Raw genomic sequence first — 16,657 nt, forward strand, 5'->3', positions numbered from 1 at the left:
TATGGTAGCATTAACGTTAACGATTATATTCGCACTAATTGTAGTTACATTTATCGCATTAACAATTAAAATTATTCCTCAGCAAAAAGTTGGGGTTGTTGAAAGATTTGGTAAGTTTCAACGTATAATGCACCCAGGATTAAATATTTTAATCCCAATTGTAGATCGTGTTCGTGTATATCACGACTTACGTATTCAACAAACGAATGTACCACCGCAAAAGGTAATTACGAAAGATAATGTTCAAGTAGAAATAGATACAATTATTTTCTATCAAATTGTTGAACCAGAGCTTGCGACATATGGTATTTCAAACTATGAATATGGTGTTCGTAATATTACTTCAGCAACGATGCGTCAAATCATCGGTAAAATGGAACTGGATGAAACGTTATCTGGTCGTGAAAAAATTTCAACAGAAATCCGCTTAGCGCTTGATGAAGCAACAGAAAAATGGGGCGTACGTATTGAACGTGTCGAAGTTGTTGATATTAACCCGCCAAAAGATGTGCAAGCATCAATGGAAAAACAAATGAAGGCTGAGCGTAATAAACGTGCGATTATTTTAGAAGCTGAAGCAGCAAAACAAGATAAAGTTCTTCGCGCTGAAGGGGAAAAGCAAAGTAAAATCTTGATGGCTGAAGGGGATAAAGAAGCGCGTATTCGCGAAGCTGAAGGTTTAAAAGAAGCAAAAGAATTAGAAGCACAAGGGGAAGCACGAGCAATTGAAGAAATCGCAAAAGCAGAACAAAATCGTATTGAATTGCTTCGTGAAGCGAATTTGGATGAGCGTATCCTTGCTTACAAATCATTCGAATCATTAGCTGAAGTTGCAAAAGGACCAGCAAATAAAGTCTTTATTCCTTCTAATGCAATTGAAACACTTGGTACTCTTGGGGCAATTGGAGAAATATTTAAAGAAAAACAAGCGAAGAAACTACCTTCAAATGATACAGGAAAAGAACAATAAAAGTGAGGAAGAGAAATGGGATACCATTTCTCTTTTTTTGTGCGTATATTCCGAAAAGCTTGTACATATCCATGTATAAAGAAGGTGATGCAGTGAAAAAGTATGCAACTCGAATACATGGGAAGAAACTGATTTCGTTACTCCTTTTATATGCGCTAATAGTAATTATAATAGCGTCGATTTTGACGTCACTTTTACGGATTTGATTATTTTAAGCAGAATAAAAGAGAGTCAGTTGGGAATTTAATGTTCTCTATTGCGACAGATTTGAAAATTAAAGATTTAAGAACATTCGTCGGTAAAGAAGTACCTGGTATGTCAAAGTATTATTCTAATATTATCGTAGCTGGGGAAGGGACAAACTTGACGAATATCCCAAATGAATCTAGTGTACCGATTGAAGAAGTAACGAAAGAACGGGAAGTAGCAAAAGATAAAGTTACAGAAGCGGAAAAGAATAATCCGGTTCAGAAAAAGAACGGAGCGAAAAAAGGTGAAAGTGCAGTATATATTTATCATACACATAGCTGGGAATCCTTCTTTCCATTATTACCAGGGGCAACTGATCCATCTAGCCCAGATGTAAATGTGTCCTTACTAGGAAAACGTATGAAGGAACAACTTGAGGGGCAAGGAATTCCAGTAATTCACGATAAAACGAATATGGGTGATTTATTAGCGAGTAAAAAGTGGGTATGGTATCAGTCATATAAAGCATCTCATGAATATGTAAAAGGAGCATTAGCACAAAATAATAAAATTGCGTTTCCGATTGATATACATCGTGATGATCAGCGTAAGAAAGTAACAACAAAAGTAATTAATGGAAAATCGTATGCAAGATTATATTTTATTATTGGGATGGAAAATGAAGGCCGTGCTGAAAATGAAAAAATTGCAAGAGCGATCAATAGTTATTTAGATGAAAACTATTACGGATTAAGTAGAGGGATTTTTCCGAAGTATAAAAAAGATGGAAATGGCGTTTATAACCAAGATCTATCGAAAAATGCGATGCTAATTGAAGTTGGTGGTGTTGATAATACGTTAGATGAATTATATAACACAATTGATGTGTTAACAGAAGCGTTTAGTAAATATTATTGGAATGATGCGGAAAAAGTGAATGGATGAGGGACGGAAGACCGTTCCTTTTTATTTTGAAATCTTAAAATATGATATAATAGAATTTTGTGAATGTTAAATAAGGGGGGAGAGAGAAACATGCAAATACTACTAATACGCCACGGAGAATCAGAAGCTGATATTTTACATGTGCATGAAGGACGAGCTGATTTTGAGTTGACTGACAAAGGGAGACGACAAGTACAAAGACTTGTACAGAAAGTGAAAAAAGATTTTGCACCAGATTTCATTTGGGCAAGCACATTAAAACGCGCTCGCGAAACGGGTGAAACATTAGCAGAAGCAATTGGTTGTCCAATTCAATTAGAAGAGGAATTAATGGAGTTTAATAATGGAATACAAGCTGGTTTATCATTTGAAGAAGCAAAGAAATATCCAGAGCCAAAGTTTCTTCATGACCGTTTTGAAAACGGAGAGTCATTTATTGAGTTTCGAATGAGAATAGAAGGAATCTTTTCTAAAATTATGACAGAGAATACATATGATCGAATTGCAATTGTTGCCCATGGAGGCGTAATTAATAGTCTATTACGTGCATTTTTCAAAATGCCAATTTCAATGGACTACTATTTCAAAATGGGAGATACGGGAATAAGTTTAATTGAAATTGAGGGTGAACAAAAAACGGTGCATTTCATTAATGATACGAATCATTTGGACGGGATGTAAAAACTTATGTACAAAGTTGTATTTTTCGATGTTGACGGTACGTTATTAAGTGAGATTGATAGAAGTATGCACGAAAGTACAAAAGAAGCGATACGAAGGTTAATAGATAATGGAGTTCATGTAGTTGTTACAACAGGGAGACCATATAGTTTATGCTCACAATTTAAGGGACTAGGCATAAAAACGTATATTTCTGCAAATGGTGCACATATAAAATGTGGGGAAAAAGTTATACATAAATCAGTACTTTCAAGCGAAATCGTTCATGATATTTCAAATTTTGCTGAATTACATGGTCACAGTGTTTCTTACTTTACAGAAGAATTTGCAATGAATGATATTGCCTCCAAAGATGAACGTGTCATACGAGCGTTAAATGAAACTTTAAATTTAGAGCGGTATCCTGACAAAGTTAAAAACTTGTCAGATGAGATGTATTGCATATGTCTGTATGCTGATGAAGCAGAAGCTCAAAAATTCATTGAAAGATATCCAGCACTTACGTTTGACCGTTTTCATGGTTACGTTATGAATGTATTGGAAGATAGTAAAGTATCGAAGCTAACTGCAATTCAAAAAGTATTGGAACATTTAAATATTAGTAAATCAGAAGCCATTGCTTTTGGTGATGGTGGAAATGATATTGAGATGTTGCAGTATGTAGGATTAGGAGTTGCGATGGGAAATGGTGGAGAGGAGTTGAAGAGAAGGGCTGATTTCGTTACAACGAAGGCGAGTGAAGGCGGAATTTCTTATGCCTTAAAGAAGTTGCACATTATTTAAAACTGATAGCTAGTCAGTGTGAAAAATCCTGTTTTAATAATAGGATTTTTTTGTTCAACAATGTGCTTGCAATAAAAGGAAAAATATGAGTATAATGAGAAAGTAATTAGGTAAGCTAATTATTTAATGAGAAAGGAGAGTGAAGATGAATGGATTCAAGAAAAGATTCTCTTCCTTTAGGGATTGAGCCGTACGCAGAGTTAATCAAAAAGACAGCATCAGCGGAAACGGATCCAATCGCAGCAAAACTTGGTTTGTTAATGTTATGGACGTCTGATAATGTTCTTGATGCGGTTGACGTAGATTTAGCTCCGCTTGGTATTTCAGAGAGTAAATTAGATTTTTTACTATTGTTTATTTTGCGTGAAATGGAAGCGAATGGGGAAGAGGTGAACATGAGTCCTTCGGATATTGCGAGTCGATTAGGGATTACACGTGCTTCTGTCACTGGCTTATTAGATTGGATGGAGAAACGAGAGTTAATCGTAAGATTCCACCATTCTGAAGATCGAAGAAGATTAAAGGTGAAAATTACTCCGAAAGGAAAAGAACTAGTTACACATTCTTTACCAACTTTTTGGTTATCTTGCGCTTCGTTAGTTGATGGCTTTAATCAAGAAGAGCGTCAAGTTTTAGAAAAGCTATTAAATAAAATGCAAACAACTATGCAGGTGAAATTAGGAGAAGGTAGGTAAATAAGTTGATTATGAAGATCAACTTATTTATTTGGACATATAATTAGCTTACCTTATTATATGCTTAACTAACTTTATGAACGGTGATAATTTTTGCTATGTAATTTAAATAAATAAGAGTTAAAGGAATGCTATTTTAGTAATTTAGAGAGTTTAAACTAATAAAAACAAATCGTAATAAGGGAGAGAGTTTATGATGGAAATAGGAAAGGAAGTAAATAGTGAAAAGAATTATACAATAATGACAGCAGTATTATGTTGGTCGGGTATGGTAGTTATGTCTAGCCTATATGTAACAATACCTTTAATCTCTCTATTTTCAAACATTTTTAATACGTCATTAGCACAATCGGCAGCTACAGGAAGTATATTTTCTGTTGGCTTTGCTATAGGGTGTTTGTTATTTGGGGCAATTTCTGATAAATATGGACGAAAAAAAGTGATTTTTATTGGATTGCTTGCACTGTCAATTGTTTCTTTTTGCTTAGGGTTTGTAGATAGTTTATTTTGGCTTGTTATTTTTAGAGGTATACAAGGGATAGCAGCAGCTACATTTTCTCCAGTAGCGCTAGCCTACGTTGTAGAAATGTTCCCAGTAGAAAGAAGGGTTACAACAATAGGATTTGTTAGTACTGGTTTTTTAGTAGCTGGAATTGTAGGGCAGGTAATAAGTACTACTGTTAGTCAGCATTTTGGATGGCATATGGTTTTCTTTCTTCTTAGCATTGTCTATATAAGTACTGCTATATGGGTTTATTATTCTCTTCCGAAAGGAGAGACGTCTCAATCCTATACTGATATTTTGGGGCCAATTAAACAGATGGGTAAAGTTTTTACAAATAAAAGCTTAGTATTAAGCTATATAATTGCATTTGTTTTATTAATGGCTTTTGTTAATATGTATACTGTTTTAGGGAATTATTTGAGCTCTCCTACTTACAATTTAACTGCAGAACAAATTCTTTATTTTCGCTTAGCGGGGCTATTTGGTATGTTGCTGTCACCGCTTGCAGGTCGTTTAACGAAGAGGTTTGAAGTAAGAAAAGTTCTTCAGGGAGGATTGTTGATCGCTATTTTTAGTCTAAGTTCAATGGGCTTTGTTTCGTATCTATCTCTACTTGTAATGATGAGTGTCTGTTTTGTAATAGGTATTGCTATATCCGTTCCGTCTTTAGTTTCTCTTGTAGGTCAATTAGGAGGGAAAGCGAGGGGAATAGCAGTATCTATTTATACTTTTATTTTATTTTTAGGTACTAGTATAGGACCTATTATTTCTATTTATCTAATGAAAATAGGAGGGTATGCTCAAACATTTATTTTATTAGGAATGCTACTTTTTATTGGTTTTGTAGCTTCTCTATTTATAATTAATGAATAAGTGGAAAATCACTCAAATAAAGGAATGCGAGGATCTTTCATATGCTCACATAATAAAAGATGAATTTGTCCACGATGATGATAAAAGTGTGCAACGATTTCAAGTAACCATTCAAAGCGCGAATAAGAAATACCCCAATAGGCAGTCATAACTTCTGCTAATTCTATTTGGGAGTAGGAAAGAAATGTTTTGGAGAGAAGGTTGTATCCTTCAATCATCGTTTGTTGCATTTGAGCAACTGTTACGGGCGTATGTTCTATATAAAAGGTATGTAATTCTTTTTCTGGAATACCATTTAAAATGAGCAAATCAGCATGACAAATAAGAGAAAGATGTGTACACATTTCAAATAATGATCGTTTTGAGTGAAGCGGTTGTATTTTTAAATCGTTTTCACTATATTGGTTAAGCATATAAATAGAAGTATCAATAGCAACTTTTAGTTGATGTAATGCAGATTGAACAAACATTGTAATTCTCCTCGTCTCCGTATATAATAGTTTCTTGAGGATATTATATCATACTCAAAATTCCGAAAATTCTAGTAGTTTGACTAGCATAATGAAAAGTATTATATTGTAAAAGGTCATATGAAACGTGAAATAGAATGGAATGCAATTATTGAGTTAGGAGTTAGACCAATGAGTTTGAAATATGGAAGAGATACAATTGTAGAAATTGACTTAAATGCTGTAAAACATAATGTAAAAGAATTTAAAAAACATGTAAATGATGAAGAAATTAAGATGATGGCTGCTGTAAAAGCGAATGGGTATGGCCATGGGGCAGTTGAAGTTGCCAAAGCTGCAATTGAAGCTGGAATAAATCAACTTGCAGTTGCATTTGTAGATGAAGCAATAGAATTAAGAGAAGCAGGAATTACTGTGCCGATTTTAATTTTAGGATACACACCAGTAGCGGCTGTAGAAGATGTAATTCAATATGACGTTATGATGACTGTTTATAGAGTAGAAGATTTACATGGTATAAATGAAATTGCAAACCGTCTTCAAAAGAAAGTACAAATTCAAGTGAAAATTGATACAGGAATGAGTCGTATCGGTTTACAAGAAGAAGAAGTTAAACCATTTTTAGAAGAATTAAACCGTATGGAGTATATAGAAGTAGTAGGGATATTTACGCATTACTCTACGGCAGATGAAATCGATAAATCATATACGAATATGCAAACAAGTTTATTTGAAAAAGCTGTTAATACAGCGAAAGAATTAGGAATTCAAATACCATATATTCATAGTTCAAATAGTGCAGGATCAATGGAATTAAGTAACACATTTCAAAATATGGTGCGCGTTGGAATAGGAGTGTACGGTATGTATCCATCAAAAGAGGTGGATCATTCAGTCGTTTCTTTACAGCCTGCGTTGTCGTTAAAATCAAAAGTGGCTCATATTAAACATGCGAAGAAAAATCGTGGTGTAAGTTATGGGAATACGTATGTAACAACTGGTGAAGAATGGATTGCGACTGTACCAATTGGTTATGCTGATGGTTATAATCGTCAATTATCTAATAAAGGCTATGCGTTAATTAACGGGGTTCGAGTACCTGTAATTGGCCGTGTTTGTATGGATCAGTTAATGTTGGATGTTTCAAAAGCGATGCCAGTACAAGTAGGAGACGAAGTAGTATTCTACGGTAAACAAGGTGAAGAAAATATCACAGTAGAAGAAATAGCGGATATGTTAAGTACAATAAACTATGAAGTTACATGTATGCTAGATAGAAGAATTCCGCGTGTTTATAAAGAAAATGACGAAACAACTGCAGTTGTAAATATATTAAGAAAAAACTGAATCATTTAGATTCAGTTTTTTTATTTTTGGCAAGTGAAAAATGCTCTATTTGTACCGTACGATTGAATATTTTTAAAACCTACAGATTGTAATGCATGAGTAATTTCGTCTTTAGTGTAACATGTTTCTTTAAAAGAAAAGTCACTTCTTTTCCAAATATCATTTGTATCACGCGTAAATAATATGAAATTCATTTCTGCTTTTTTGTTTTTATTATCAAATGTAGAATCAATCGTACAAACATATTCTTTCTCTGAAATATGAAACGAAGCAATCCAGTTTTCAAGAAATCCTTTTTCCATATTCATATCAAATGCGAATATACCCTCGTTATGTAATACGGAGTAAACGTTGTGAAACACACTTTTTAGTTCATCTAAATTCATAATATGGTTTAAACTATCACCGGCAGAGATGACGTAGTGGAATTGCTCATTTATATTGAAATAGCGAGCGTCATTGACGAAAAAGGTTGCATCTGGCGCATTTTCACGTGCATATTCAATCATTTGAGTAGAACCATCTATACCAGTTACTACAAAATTGTTATCAAGTAGTTTCCTAGTAAGATGACCAGTCCCGCAACAAAGATCTAAAATATGAGAATGTGGTTGTGCATATTGTAAAACGAGTTTTTCAAAAGCTAGATAGGAGTGTTCGGCAAAATGTCCCCAATGTTTATTATAAATAGATGCGAAAATATCATAATCAGAATAAATAAGTTTTTTAGACATAAATATTCTCCGTGCTATTCATTAAATTATAATAGTCATGCTTCGTTTTAATTTTAAAACCACATTGTGTATATAGTTTTAAAGCATGGTTATTTTTCGTTTCGACGTCTAATTCAATTGTTGAAGTTCCTTCTGTAATAAGGGTATGTACCATATAACTAAGAATATCTTTTCCATATCCTTTACCTTGATAAGAAGGATGAACAGCGAATCCTGATAATGTAGTAGATTGTTCTTGCTCAGTAACTGTAATTGTTCCAATAGCTTTTTCGTTAATAAGAGCACTGTAAACTTTATGAGAAGGTGAAGTCATCATTTTTTGTAACCATGTAGCCGTATTGTCTACTGAATCACCAAAAGCTTTACTAGAAATCTCAATAAGGTCAAGCAGTGATTCTGAAGATGCAAGAGTAAGCTGTATATTATTATCTGTTGTTTTTTGAATTTCGTTTATTTTGAACTCCATACTATATTCACTATATAAATACGGTAACTTCATATGTTTTATAAATTCATTCCCAGAAATAGAATCCCCATTGATAATAAGAAGAGCTTCATCTGTCTCTCTATTTTGTATTTCTTTCATTGCAGTTTGTAAAAGGGTAGTTCCGAAACGTTGTTTTCTAAAATGAGGATGTACAAAGCCTATTAGTTCAAGCTTTGTTGGTCTTTCGAAATCATACATATTTAAAGCGCCAATTAATTGAGTACCGTTATAAAGAAGAAAATCGTTTATATAGTCTTCATTTCGATTTTTTAAAAAGTTGATATGTAAATCTGAAGAGTAATCAAGGTTGTCTTGTTGCCCGCAAATATAAGCCAAATTCTTCATTTGCTGTATTTCACTTTCTGTTACAGAACGCTTTTTCTGAATATCCATTGTATACTCCCTCTCATTTGTATTTAAAAATAGGATGGGTAACTTAACCATTCCTTTAATTCCACACTACCTTGCACAGATAACAGTCGGTATAAATAACGATATGGTTGTCTACATTCTACAAGATGAGGAATAGGCATAATTGTTTCGTAACCACTTTGAAAGGCATGTGCTTCTTTTTCAGTAAGTACATATTCTAGTCCGATAAAATCAAACTCTCGCGGGGCAACCGCGTAAGCTTCAGTATCTACTAAACCCGTAATAGTTGTACCGTCAGATAAAAATTGGGTAGGGTCCATATCAAGTAAGACGAGTGTAGCTTCTTTTGGTACTGACAGGGAAGAAAGCTGTGATTCAAAGGTAGGAAATGCATCTTGTATGCTTTCATCATCGGAATAAAACATATTCACAAGCTCTTTACTCACGTTTAAAATATGTGATTGGAATTCATTTAGTGGAATTTTGAACGTGCCTGACGGATTTCCTATAAAATCGGCTTTAAACTTATGTATTTCTGCAAGTCCTTTTCCTAGGCTAAATAAAATAGAATCTGGTTGCTCGATAAAAGATTGAACTGTGTTACCTACTAACTTTTCGACCACCACAAATTCACGGCCATTTAAAACATGTTTTTCTAATATTGTTGGGATAGGAAGATTCGTATGTTCTTGCAGCAATGTATGTACAGTTTCTAAATGATGGACGTTCCTGGGATCAATTCCAAATAGATTTTTACATCCCCACCAAAAATCATTATTTGGTTCTTCATTCATTTTAGAAGTACGAATGATAAATTCTGTATCTTCTGTTTGAACGAGAAAAACATCACTTGCATGATCTTCATAACCTGGGTGCAAGGCTTGAACGGATAGAATAGGTGAATTGAATAGTTGTTGTAGCATGAAAGGACTCCTTTTTCTGTAAATTCTATAAATTTATTATATAACAGATGATGTGTTATGAGGATAAAGATAAAAAGATTGAAAGCATAGTTACATTTATAGCGAAAATTCATTAAAAACATTATATTTCTACATTTTTGTGTGAATTGTCTAAAAATTATAGTAGTAAGACTTGAATGTAAGACTCATATCTTTAAATCTATGAAGAGTAAAAGTAAAACTAAGCATTCATTTATAAGATTGTGAATCAAAATAATGTAGATTATAGAAAATATTTCTCAATAATAAAATGAAGAGAAAAGCATGAAGAAGTAGAATGCATTCATTTATAATAGGCTTAAATTAATTAATATAATTAATTGTTAACTTTATAAGATTGACTGGATAGGAGAGAATATTATGGCAAATGTACTCGTAATAAATTTCCCTGGGGAAGGTCATATTAATCCGACTTTAGCTATTGTAAGTGAGTTAATCCAACGAGGAGAAACAGTTGTTTCGTATTGTATTGAAGATTATAGAAAGAAGATTGAAGCAACAGGTGCGGAATTCCGAGTGTTTGAGAATTTTCTCTCTCAAATTAATATTATGGAACGAGTAAATGAAGGTGGGAGCCCTTTGATGATGCTATCTCATATGATTGAAGCATCAGAGCGTATTGTTACTCAAATTGTAGAAGAAACAAAAGAGGAAAAATATGATTATTTAATATATGATAATCATTTTCCAGTAGGACGTATTATAGCGAATATTTTACAATTACCAAGCGTTTCATCTTGTACAACGTTTGCTGTTAATCAGTACATTAATTTTCATGATGGGCAAGAATCGAGACAAGTAGATGAAATGAATCCATTATATCAATCTTGTTTATCGGGAATGGAAAGATGGAATAAGCAGTATGGAATGAAATGTAATAGTATGTATGATATTATGAACCATCCTGGCGATATTACGATTGTATATACTTCAAAAGAATATCAGCCGCGTTCAGATGTATTTGATGAATCGTATAAATTTGTCGGTCCATCAATTGCTACTCGAAAAGAAGTGGGGAGTTTTCCTACCGAAGATTTAAAAAATAAAAAAGTGATTTTCATTTCTATGGGAACAGTTTTTAATGAACAACCTGCTCTTTATGACAAATGTTTTGAAGCGTTTAAAGATGTAGATGCGACAGTCGTATTAGTCGTTGGTAAGAAGATAAATATAAGTCGATTTGAAAATATTCCGAAAAACTTTAAGTTGTATAATTATGTCCCGCAATTAGAAGTATTACAGCATGCTGATGTATTCGTGACACATGGTGGTATGAATAGTTCGAGTGAAGCGTTATATTACGGTGTCCCATTAGTTGTAATTCCGGTAACAGGAGATCAGCCATTCGTTGCAAAACGATTGACTGAAGTAGGGGCAGGCATAACACTTAATCGTAACGAGTTAACTTCTGAATTGTTACGTGAGACTGTAAAGAAAGTAATGAATGATGTGACGTTTAAGAAAAATAGTCGTAAAGTGGGAGATTCGCTTAGAAATGCTGGTGGATATCAAAGGGCAGTTGAGGAAATATTTGAATTAAAAATGAAGCCGTATGTAAAGATTAACTAGATGTTAAAAACACACTTACTTTTAATTTGTAAGTGTGTTTCTAGTATTACGCGTTACATGTGTTACATAAAAATAGCAATAAAGGTAAAACTTTTCTGTATATAAATCGATACCTTTGAATTAGTAGTAAAATTACGTTAAAATAATACTAAGAAAATATATAAGTTTTGGGGGTAATGAATGAAGAAAGTATTTGAATACGTATTATTAACAATTGGCTCAATTATAGTAGCAGGTTCATTAGAGCTTATTTTAGCACCTAATGGATTAGTAGATGGCGGGGTAACGGCTATTGCTATTATGGCAAATAAAGTCGCAGGATTGCCGCTTTATGGTGTGTTCTTAGGAATTAATATCCCAATTTTATTATTTACTGCAAAAGTAATGGGAAAGAAATTTTTTATCCGTACATCTTATGCGAATGTAGTTACAACACTCGGATTAATTTATTTAAAACCATTCCCAGCAATTACGACTTCTGAGTTATTAATTGTACTTTATGGTGGAGTGCTGTTCGGAATTGGTGTTGGGATTGTTGTTAAAATGGGTGGAGCAATTGATGGTTCGGAAATGTTAGCAGTTTGGATGAATAAACACTTTAATGTACCGATTAGTACATTTTTACTTGCAGTAAATGCAGTTATTTTCATCTTTGTTGCCATTTTATTTTCAATCGAACAAGCGATGTTCTCATTAGCCATTTTCTATATTGTTACGAAAATGATTGATTTTATATTAGATGGTATAAATCAAGGTAAGAGCGTTATGATTATTTCTGGTAAGAATAAAGAAATAGGCGATTTACTTATGAAAGAATTGCAACTATCTGTTACGTATCTACATGGAGAAGGTGGTTTTTTAGGGGAGCATAAGAGAATCATTTATTGTATTACAAACCGATTCATTTATCCGAAAATGAAAGATCTCGTTCTCTCTGTAGATCCAACCGCTATAATTGAAGCTTCTTATTCAACAGAAACGACTGGTGTGAAACGTCCGGGAAGGAAAGCTAGGTCAGGTGAATAACTAGAAGAAGGCTGTCCAAAAAGTTATTTTGGAACAGCCTTCTTTTTTATTTTGTTGAATTGTTAGTATGTTACAAGTTAAACCCACTGTTAACAAGTTTCCTTGCAACTAGGGAACCAAGCGTTTTTCAATAATATAGCCAACGTTTCAATTTTATTTTCTGGAATGCTACCAAAACCGAGTAATACGTATGATTCCTTACGTAAATCATTCACGAAATCATATGGAGAAAGCGGGTATAATTTAACGCTTTGTTTTTTAGCGGATTCAATCAGTTCGTTTTCATTCATACTGTTATGGACACATAAAACAATATGAAGTCCGGACTGTTCGCCAAGAATTTGAACATTAGTCCCCATTTCTTTCATAATGGATTTTACTAACGCATGATGTTTTCTTTTATATAGTGTACGACTCCGGTTAAGATGACGTTCCCAATTCCCGCTTTGTATAAAGTTAGCAAAAGCAAGTTGTTGTATTGTAGCGACTGTTTGTTTAAAAATTCCATGCAGTTCTTGATATGTTTTTAAAAGATGTGGTGGTAAAACAACATATCCCATTCGTAAAGAAGGTAAAAAAGATTTTGAGAAAGTCCCCATATAAATAACGCGTTCATTTGAATCAAGACTTTGCAAAGAAGGAATCGGCTTACCAGCGTAGCGAAACTCACCGTCATAGTCATCTTCAATAATGTATCCGCTGCAATCAGTAGCCCACTTTAACAATTCTAATCTTCTAGATAAAGGCATAATAATCCCGAGTGGAAATTGATGTGATGGTGTAACGTATGCGACTTTGGCATTTGTATTATATAAGCTAGAAATATCAATACCTTTTTCATCCAATGGTATGGGATGAATTTGTCTATCACAGCTTTTAATGATTGCGTGTATACGGTGAAATCCAGGGTTTTCAATGCCGTATTCTTTTGTAGGGCCAAGCAGTTGAAGTAGTAGCCAGAGAAGTGGCTGCGTTCCGGCACCGATCACAATTTGATCAGGTGAAGAATGTACACCGCGAGAATGATATAAATATGTTGATATATGCTCTCGAAGAGCGAATTCACCTTGAGGGTCTTCTTTGGCAAATAGTGCATTTTCGTATGTAAGAATGGATTCTTGTAATGCTCGTTTCCAATTTGTAATCGGAAATGTATTTTGATCAATAAGCCCTTGGCTACAATCATATTCGAATTTTTCGTCTATTAAATTGCTCGTCTTCATTGCTGCATCTCGTTTTTTATTTGGGATAACGTCAATATCGAAATTTGCTACAAAAATACCACGTTTCGGTTTACTTTCTACATAACCTTCAGCTAATAATTGTTGATAAGCTGATTCAACAGTGATGCGGCTAATATTAAGTTGTGATGCTAAATTTCTGTGTGAGGGTAGACGTGTGCCAACAGAAATACTCCCTTGTATAATTTCAGCTTTTATATAGTCGTAAATTTGCAAGTAAATAGGTGTGTTACTTTGTAATTGCAATGGGATAGTAAAATCCATATAAAACTCTCCTTTAAAACTGGCCTTATAAAAAATACTTAAACTGTCACTTAAGTAAAGGGCAGTTACTTTCTATAATAATGATATAACATTTAGAAAATTAAATAAATAGTTAGAGGAGAGTTAAAAATGAATGTTAAAGAAGTAGTAACAGAAGAGCAATTACATGAAGTATTACCTGTTTTACAGCAATTAAGAACGAAACTTTCAAAAGAGGAAACAAGCTCTTTATTTCGAAATATGAAAGAAGAAAATTATAAACTATTTTCGCTGCGTAATGAGGAGGATGAAGTTGTTAGCCTTGCAGGTGTAGCGATTTGTACGAACTTTTATAATAAGAAGCACGTTTTCGTATATGACCTTGTAACGGCAGACGCACATCGTTCAAAAGGACATGGAAATGTATTACTTTCGTATATAGAGAACTGGGGAAAGGAAAACGGATGTGAATCTATCGTCCTCACATCAGCATTTGCAAGAATTGATGCGCATCGTTTTTATGAAAGAGAAGGGTATGATAAAGTGAGTTATTCTTTTCATAAAGAATTATAAAAAATAAGAAGAAGTTGTCCCGCAAAAGTTGGGAACAGCTTCTTCTTATTTTTTAAGTTATTATTAAACCGTAAATAGGTTGTAAGTTATGGTATATGTATTTGAAAAGGTTATATAGTGTATTTTGTCGAATTATTTTAATTTAATAAAGAGAATGATTGGAGCGCTTATACTTGAAGAAAATAAAGAAACTATCAATCCCTAATGATGCTAGAGTTATCGTCATATCTGATATTCATGGAGAATTAAATCTTTTAAAAGAAGCACTACATAAAGTTAACTTTAAAGATGAAGATTATTTAATTATTAATGGAGATCTTTGCGAGAAAGGACGAGATAGCGTAGGCGTAGTAAACTATGTTATGAATCTTGTAAAGAACAATTCAAAGGTTCACGTTGTTGAAGGAAATTGTGAAGTTTTAGTTGATGCTCTTCTAAATGAAAATCCTCGCCTTATTAATTATTTATGTACGAGAAAGCATTCGATTTTTAATGAATGGCTAGAGCAATTGGATTTTTCAGTTCATGAAGGCACTTCAATTCGTGAAGTGAGAGAAGCATTGCAAAGTGAATTTTCACAAGAAATACATTGGCTAACGGAGTTACCGACAGCGATTGAAACAGAAGATTATATTTTTGTGCATGCCGGGCTAGAAGATAGAGTAGATTGGAAAGAAACAGAGCGCAAAAATGCGATAGCAATGCCAGAGTTTTTTAATAAATCACATAAAGCAAATAAGTATGTAATAGTTGGTCATTGGCCTGTCGTGAACTATTCTGAAGAAGCACCGTCTAACAATCCAGTTATTGATGAGGAGAAAAAAATTATTGCAATAGATGGAGGAAATGCAATTAAAGAAGCAGGACAATTAAATGCATTTATCATTCAGAGGAAACAAACGGGCGATACGTTTTCTTATACATATGTAGACTATTTTCCAGGGTACGAAGTAATAGCGGATTTTAATGCGAATTCAGAAATGCAGGGCGGAGTGACATATCCGTATTATTACATAGAGCCTATCGAGAAGATGCAAGATTACACAATATGTAAGCAAAAGGAAACAAATAAATTACTCACTGTAAAAAATGAATACATGAAACAACTTGAGTCAGGTGAATATACAGTGAAAACTGATATTTCTTGTGCGCAAATAAGCGTTAGAAAAGGAGATATCGTTTCTCTCATTGATGGTAGTTGTTCAGGATATGATTTAATTAAAAAAGATGGTGTAGAGGGGTGGATAGAGAAAGGCATTTTGCTTGAGCTGAAATAGGAGGGATGTAACCTCCTATTTTTTATTGCCTATTTTGCGCCTTCGTACTTCAATTAACCTTTTAAATTAGTGGACTGCCTGCTGTCTTTAATAAGTAAATAAATCGTACTTGGTAGAATGATAAGCGTCATTCCTAAAATAATCGCTAGTATGCCATAACCTCTATACGGAGCAGAAACGATAAGTGGAAGCCCCGCTAGGAAAATACCTGCTATCATCATTGAAATACTACTAATATTTGAAGCTCTTTTTTCGAGGTGCTTATCATTCCATTCTAATGAAACGGTTGATTTAGTCGTATCAATTTTGGAACTGAAATAACCTATTAATATAAATAAAAGCCCTAATGCTAAAAATATGAAATGATCAAGAGGAAGTGAAAAGCCAAGAGCGATGAGGGCAATGACAATATCGACAAAAAATAAGAATAGTAACATTGTGTTGCCGATCCAATGGAGAAATTTCTGGTTACTCGCTGCTTTAGATAAAGCTAAAAATACAAAGAATAAGAAGGAACATATAATTATATTTACGATTACAAAAGTGCTTTTATCCATTGTTGATGTAGGCGTTCCATTGAAGTCCCATTTCGTAACAATATTTGATGGTAAGAAGAAATATAGAATAATATTTGTCGTAATAATAGTGAGAAATAAAGCAATACTAAATTGATTATTCATTGAATCACCAGTTTTCTAAATCAATAATTGGTATC

Annotated in this window: 16 protein-coding genes and 1 pseudogene; 11 read left to right on the plus strand and 6 right to left on the minus strand. The window is 33.5% G+C overall.

All coding sequences use genetic code 11. The annotated features are described in order from the left end of the window. Position 1 precedes the first annotated feature (1 nt). From CQ064_RS11465 to CQ064_RS11490, 6 genes and pseudogenes are all read left to right on the plus strand, one after another. On the plus strand, positions 2–970 hold the full coding sequence (locus CQ064_RS11465) for an SPFH domain-containing protein (protein WP_000226257.1): 969 nt from the start codon (positions 2–4) through the stop codon (positions 968–970). A 71-nt stretch (positions 971–1,041) separates the two neighbouring features. Then, positions 1,042–2,104 (plus strand): annotated as a pseudogene (spoIIP, locus tag CQ064_RS11470) (stage II sporulation protein P). 90 nt (positions 2,105–2,194) lie between these two features. Continuing rightward, a complete protein-coding gene (locus CQ064_RS11475; protein WP_001166441.1) occupies positions 2,195–2,785 on the plus strand; it encodes a histidine phosphatase family protein in 591 nt (196 codons plus the stop codon). A 6-nt stretch (positions 2,786–2,791) separates the two neighbouring features. Then, positions 2,792–3,568, plus strand: a complete 777-nt coding sequence (locus tag CQ064_RS11480; RefSeq protein ID WP_000278970.1) for a Cof-type HAD-IIB family hydrolase — start codon at positions 2,792–2,794, stop codon at positions 3,566–3,568. Between the two features lie 149 nt (positions 3,569–3,717). Then, positions 3,718–4,263, plus strand: a complete 546-nt coding sequence (locus tag CQ064_RS11485; RefSeq protein WP_000378333.1) for a MarR family winged helix-turn-helix transcriptional regulator — start codon at positions 3,718–3,720, stop codon at positions 4,261–4,263. Positions 4,264–4,459: 196 nt separating this feature from the next. Further along, the gene (locus tag CQ064_RS11490) at positions 4,460–5,641 is read left to right on the plus strand and encodes an MFS transporter (protein ID WP_015406471.1); all 1,182 of its coding nucleotides are present in this window, start codon (positions 4,460–4,462) and stop codon (positions 5,639–5,641) included. Positions 5,642–5,649: 8 nt separating this feature from the next. Here CQ064_RS11490 and CQ064_RS11495 read toward each other — a convergent pair whose 3' ends face one another. Continuing rightward, the gene (locus tag CQ064_RS11495) at positions 5,650–6,111 is read right to left on the minus strand and encodes a DinB family protein (RefSeq protein WP_000498007.1); all 462 of its coding nucleotides are present in this window, start codon (positions 6,109–6,111) and stop codon (positions 5,650–5,652) included. A 171-nt stretch (positions 6,112–6,282) separates the two neighbouring features. Here CQ064_RS11495 and alr point away from each other — a divergent pair, with 171 nt between their 5' ends. Further along, positions 6,283–7,458, plus strand: a complete 1,176-nt coding sequence (gene alr / locus CQ064_RS11500) for an alanine racemase (RefSeq protein WP_002093966.1) — start codon at positions 6,283–6,285, stop codon at positions 7,456–7,458. A gap of 20 nt (positions 7,459–7,478) precedes the next feature. On the opposite strand, the gene CQ064_RS11505 is transcribed toward alr, so the two are convergent. From CQ064_RS11505 to CQ064_RS11515, 3 genes are read right to left on the minus strand one after another with little or no spacing between them, the layout of a single operon-like run. Then, positions 7,479–8,192 (minus strand): class I SAM-dependent methyltransferase, encoded by a 714-nt coding sequence (locus CQ064_RS11505; protein WP_000038481.1) that lies wholly within the window; start codon positions 8,190–8,192, stop codon positions 7,479–7,481. Beyond that, complete coding sequence (locus CQ064_RS11510) at positions 8,185–9,072, minus strand: GNAT family N-acetyltransferase (RefSeq protein WP_000354428.1); 888 nt, start codon at positions 9,070–9,072, stop codon at positions 8,185–8,187. Before CQ064_RS11510 ends, CQ064_RS11505 begins: the two co-directional genes overlap by 8 nt. 23 nt (positions 9,073–9,095) lie before the next feature. Then, on the minus strand, positions 9,096–9,974 hold the full coding sequence (locus CQ064_RS11515) for an aminoglycoside phosphotransferase family protein (protein ID WP_000941364.1): 879 nt from the start codon (positions 9,972–9,974) through the stop codon (positions 9,096–9,098). A 399-nt stretch (positions 9,975–10,373) separates the two neighbouring features. On the opposite strand from CQ064_RS11515, the gene CQ064_RS11520 reads away from it, so the two are divergent. Continuing rightward, positions 10,374–11,582: a macrolide family glycosyltransferase gene (locus tag CQ064_RS11520; protein ID WP_000024461.1), complete on the plus strand. Its 1,209-nt coding sequence runs from the start codon at positions 10,374–10,376 to the stop codon at positions 11,580–11,582. 180 nt (positions 11,583–11,762) lie between these two features. Continuing rightward, positions 11,763–12,608 (plus strand): YitT family protein, encoded by an 846-nt coding sequence (locus tag CQ064_RS11525; RefSeq protein ID WP_000755126.1) that lies wholly within the window; start codon positions 11,763–11,765, stop codon positions 12,606–12,608. Between the two features lie 89 nt (positions 12,609–12,697). Here the strand turns inward: CQ064_RS11525 and pdxR are convergent, their stop codons facing one another. Then, positions 12,698–14,113 (minus strand): MocR-like pyridoxine biosynthesis transcription factor PdxR, encoded by a 1,416-nt coding sequence (pdxR, locus tag CQ064_RS11530; RefSeq protein WP_000348017.1) that lies wholly within the window; start codon positions 14,111–14,113, stop codon positions 12,698–12,700. A gap of 129 nt (positions 14,114–14,242) precedes the next feature. Here pdxR and CQ064_RS11535 point away from each other — a divergent pair, with 129 nt between their 5' ends. Both CQ064_RS11535 and CQ064_RS11540 read left to right on the plus strand, forming a co-directional pair. Further along, positions 14,243–14,665 (plus strand): GNAT family N-acetyltransferase, encoded by a 423-nt coding sequence (locus CQ064_RS11535; protein ID WP_001101119.1) that lies wholly within the window; start codon positions 14,243–14,245, stop codon positions 14,663–14,665. A gap of 173 nt (positions 14,666–14,838) precedes the next feature. Continuing rightward, positions 14,839–15,942 (plus strand): metallophosphoesterase, encoded by a 1,104-nt coding sequence (locus CQ064_RS11540; protein ID WP_000721391.1) that lies wholly within the window; start codon positions 14,839–14,841, stop codon positions 15,940–15,942. Positions 15,943–15,995: 53 nt separating this feature from the next. Here the strand turns inward: CQ064_RS11540 and CQ064_RS11545 are convergent, their stop codons facing one another. Next, complete coding sequence (locus tag CQ064_RS11545) at positions 15,996–16,622, minus strand: DUF1648 domain-containing protein (protein ID WP_001064610.1); 627 nt, start codon at positions 16,620–16,622, stop codon at positions 15,996–15,998. Between the last annotated feature and the right edge of the window lie 35 nt (positions 16,623–16,657).

The sequence above is a fragment of the Bacillus sp. MYb78 genome (assembly GCF_002975115.1).
GTDB lineage: Bacteria > Bacillota > Bacilli > Bacillales > Bacillaceae_G > Bacillus_A > Bacillus_A cereus.

Coding starts and splice junctions, on each gene's coding strand:
- CQ064_RS11475 (WP_001166441.1), top strand. CDS start 2,195: ATGCAAATACTACTAATACGCCACGGAGAATCAGAAGCTGATATTTTA.
- CQ064_RS11465 (WP_000226257.1), top strand. CDS start 2: ATGGTAGCATTAACGTTAACGATTATATTCGCACTAATTGTAGTTACA.
- CQ064_RS11485 (WP_000378333.1), top strand. CDS start 3,718: ATGGATTCAAGAAAAGATTCTCTTCCTTTAGGGATTGAGCCGTACGCA.
- CQ064_RS11535 (WP_001101119.1), top strand. CDS start 14,243: ATGAATGTTAAAGAAGTAGTAACAGAAGAGCAATTACATGAAGTATTA.
- CQ064_RS11510 (WP_000354428.1), bottom strand. CDS start 9,072: ATGGATATTCAGAAAAAGCGTTCTGTAACAGAAAGTGAAATACAGCAA.
- CQ064_RS11525 (WP_000755126.1), top strand. CDS start 11,763: ATGAAGAAAGTATTTGAATACGTATTATTAACAATTGGCTCAATTATA.
- CQ064_RS11520 (WP_000024461.1), top strand. CDS start 10,374: ATGGCAAATGTACTCGTAATAAATTTCCCTGGGGAAGGTCATATTAAT.
- CQ064_RS11505 (WP_000038481.1), bottom strand. CDS start 8,192: ATGTCTAAAAAACTTATTTATTCTGATTATGATATTTTCGCATCTATT.
- pdxR (WP_000348017.1), bottom strand. CDS start 14,113: ATGGATTTTACTATCCCATTGCAATTACAAAGTAACACACCTATTTAC.
- CQ064_RS11480 (WP_000278970.1), top strand. CDS start 2,792: ATGTACAAAGTTGTATTTTTCGATGTTGACGGTACGTTATTAAGTGAG.
- CQ064_RS11490 (WP_015406471.1), top strand. CDS start 4,460: ATGGAAATAGGAAAGGAAGTAAATAGTGAAAAGAATTATACAATAATG.
- CQ064_RS11495 (WP_000498007.1), bottom strand. CDS start 6,111: ATGTTTGTTCAATCTGCATTACATCAACTAAAAGTTGCTATTGATACT.
- alr (WP_002093966.1), top strand. CDS start 6,283: ATGAGTTTGAAATATGGAAGAGATACAATTGTAGAAATTGACTTAAAT.
- CQ064_RS11545 (WP_001064610.1), bottom strand. CDS start 16,622: ATGAATAATCAATTTAGTATTGCTTTATTTCTCACTATTATTACGACA.
- CQ064_RS11515 (WP_000941364.1), bottom strand. CDS start 9,974: ATGCTACAACAACTATTCAATTCACCTATTCTATCCGTTCAAGCCTTG.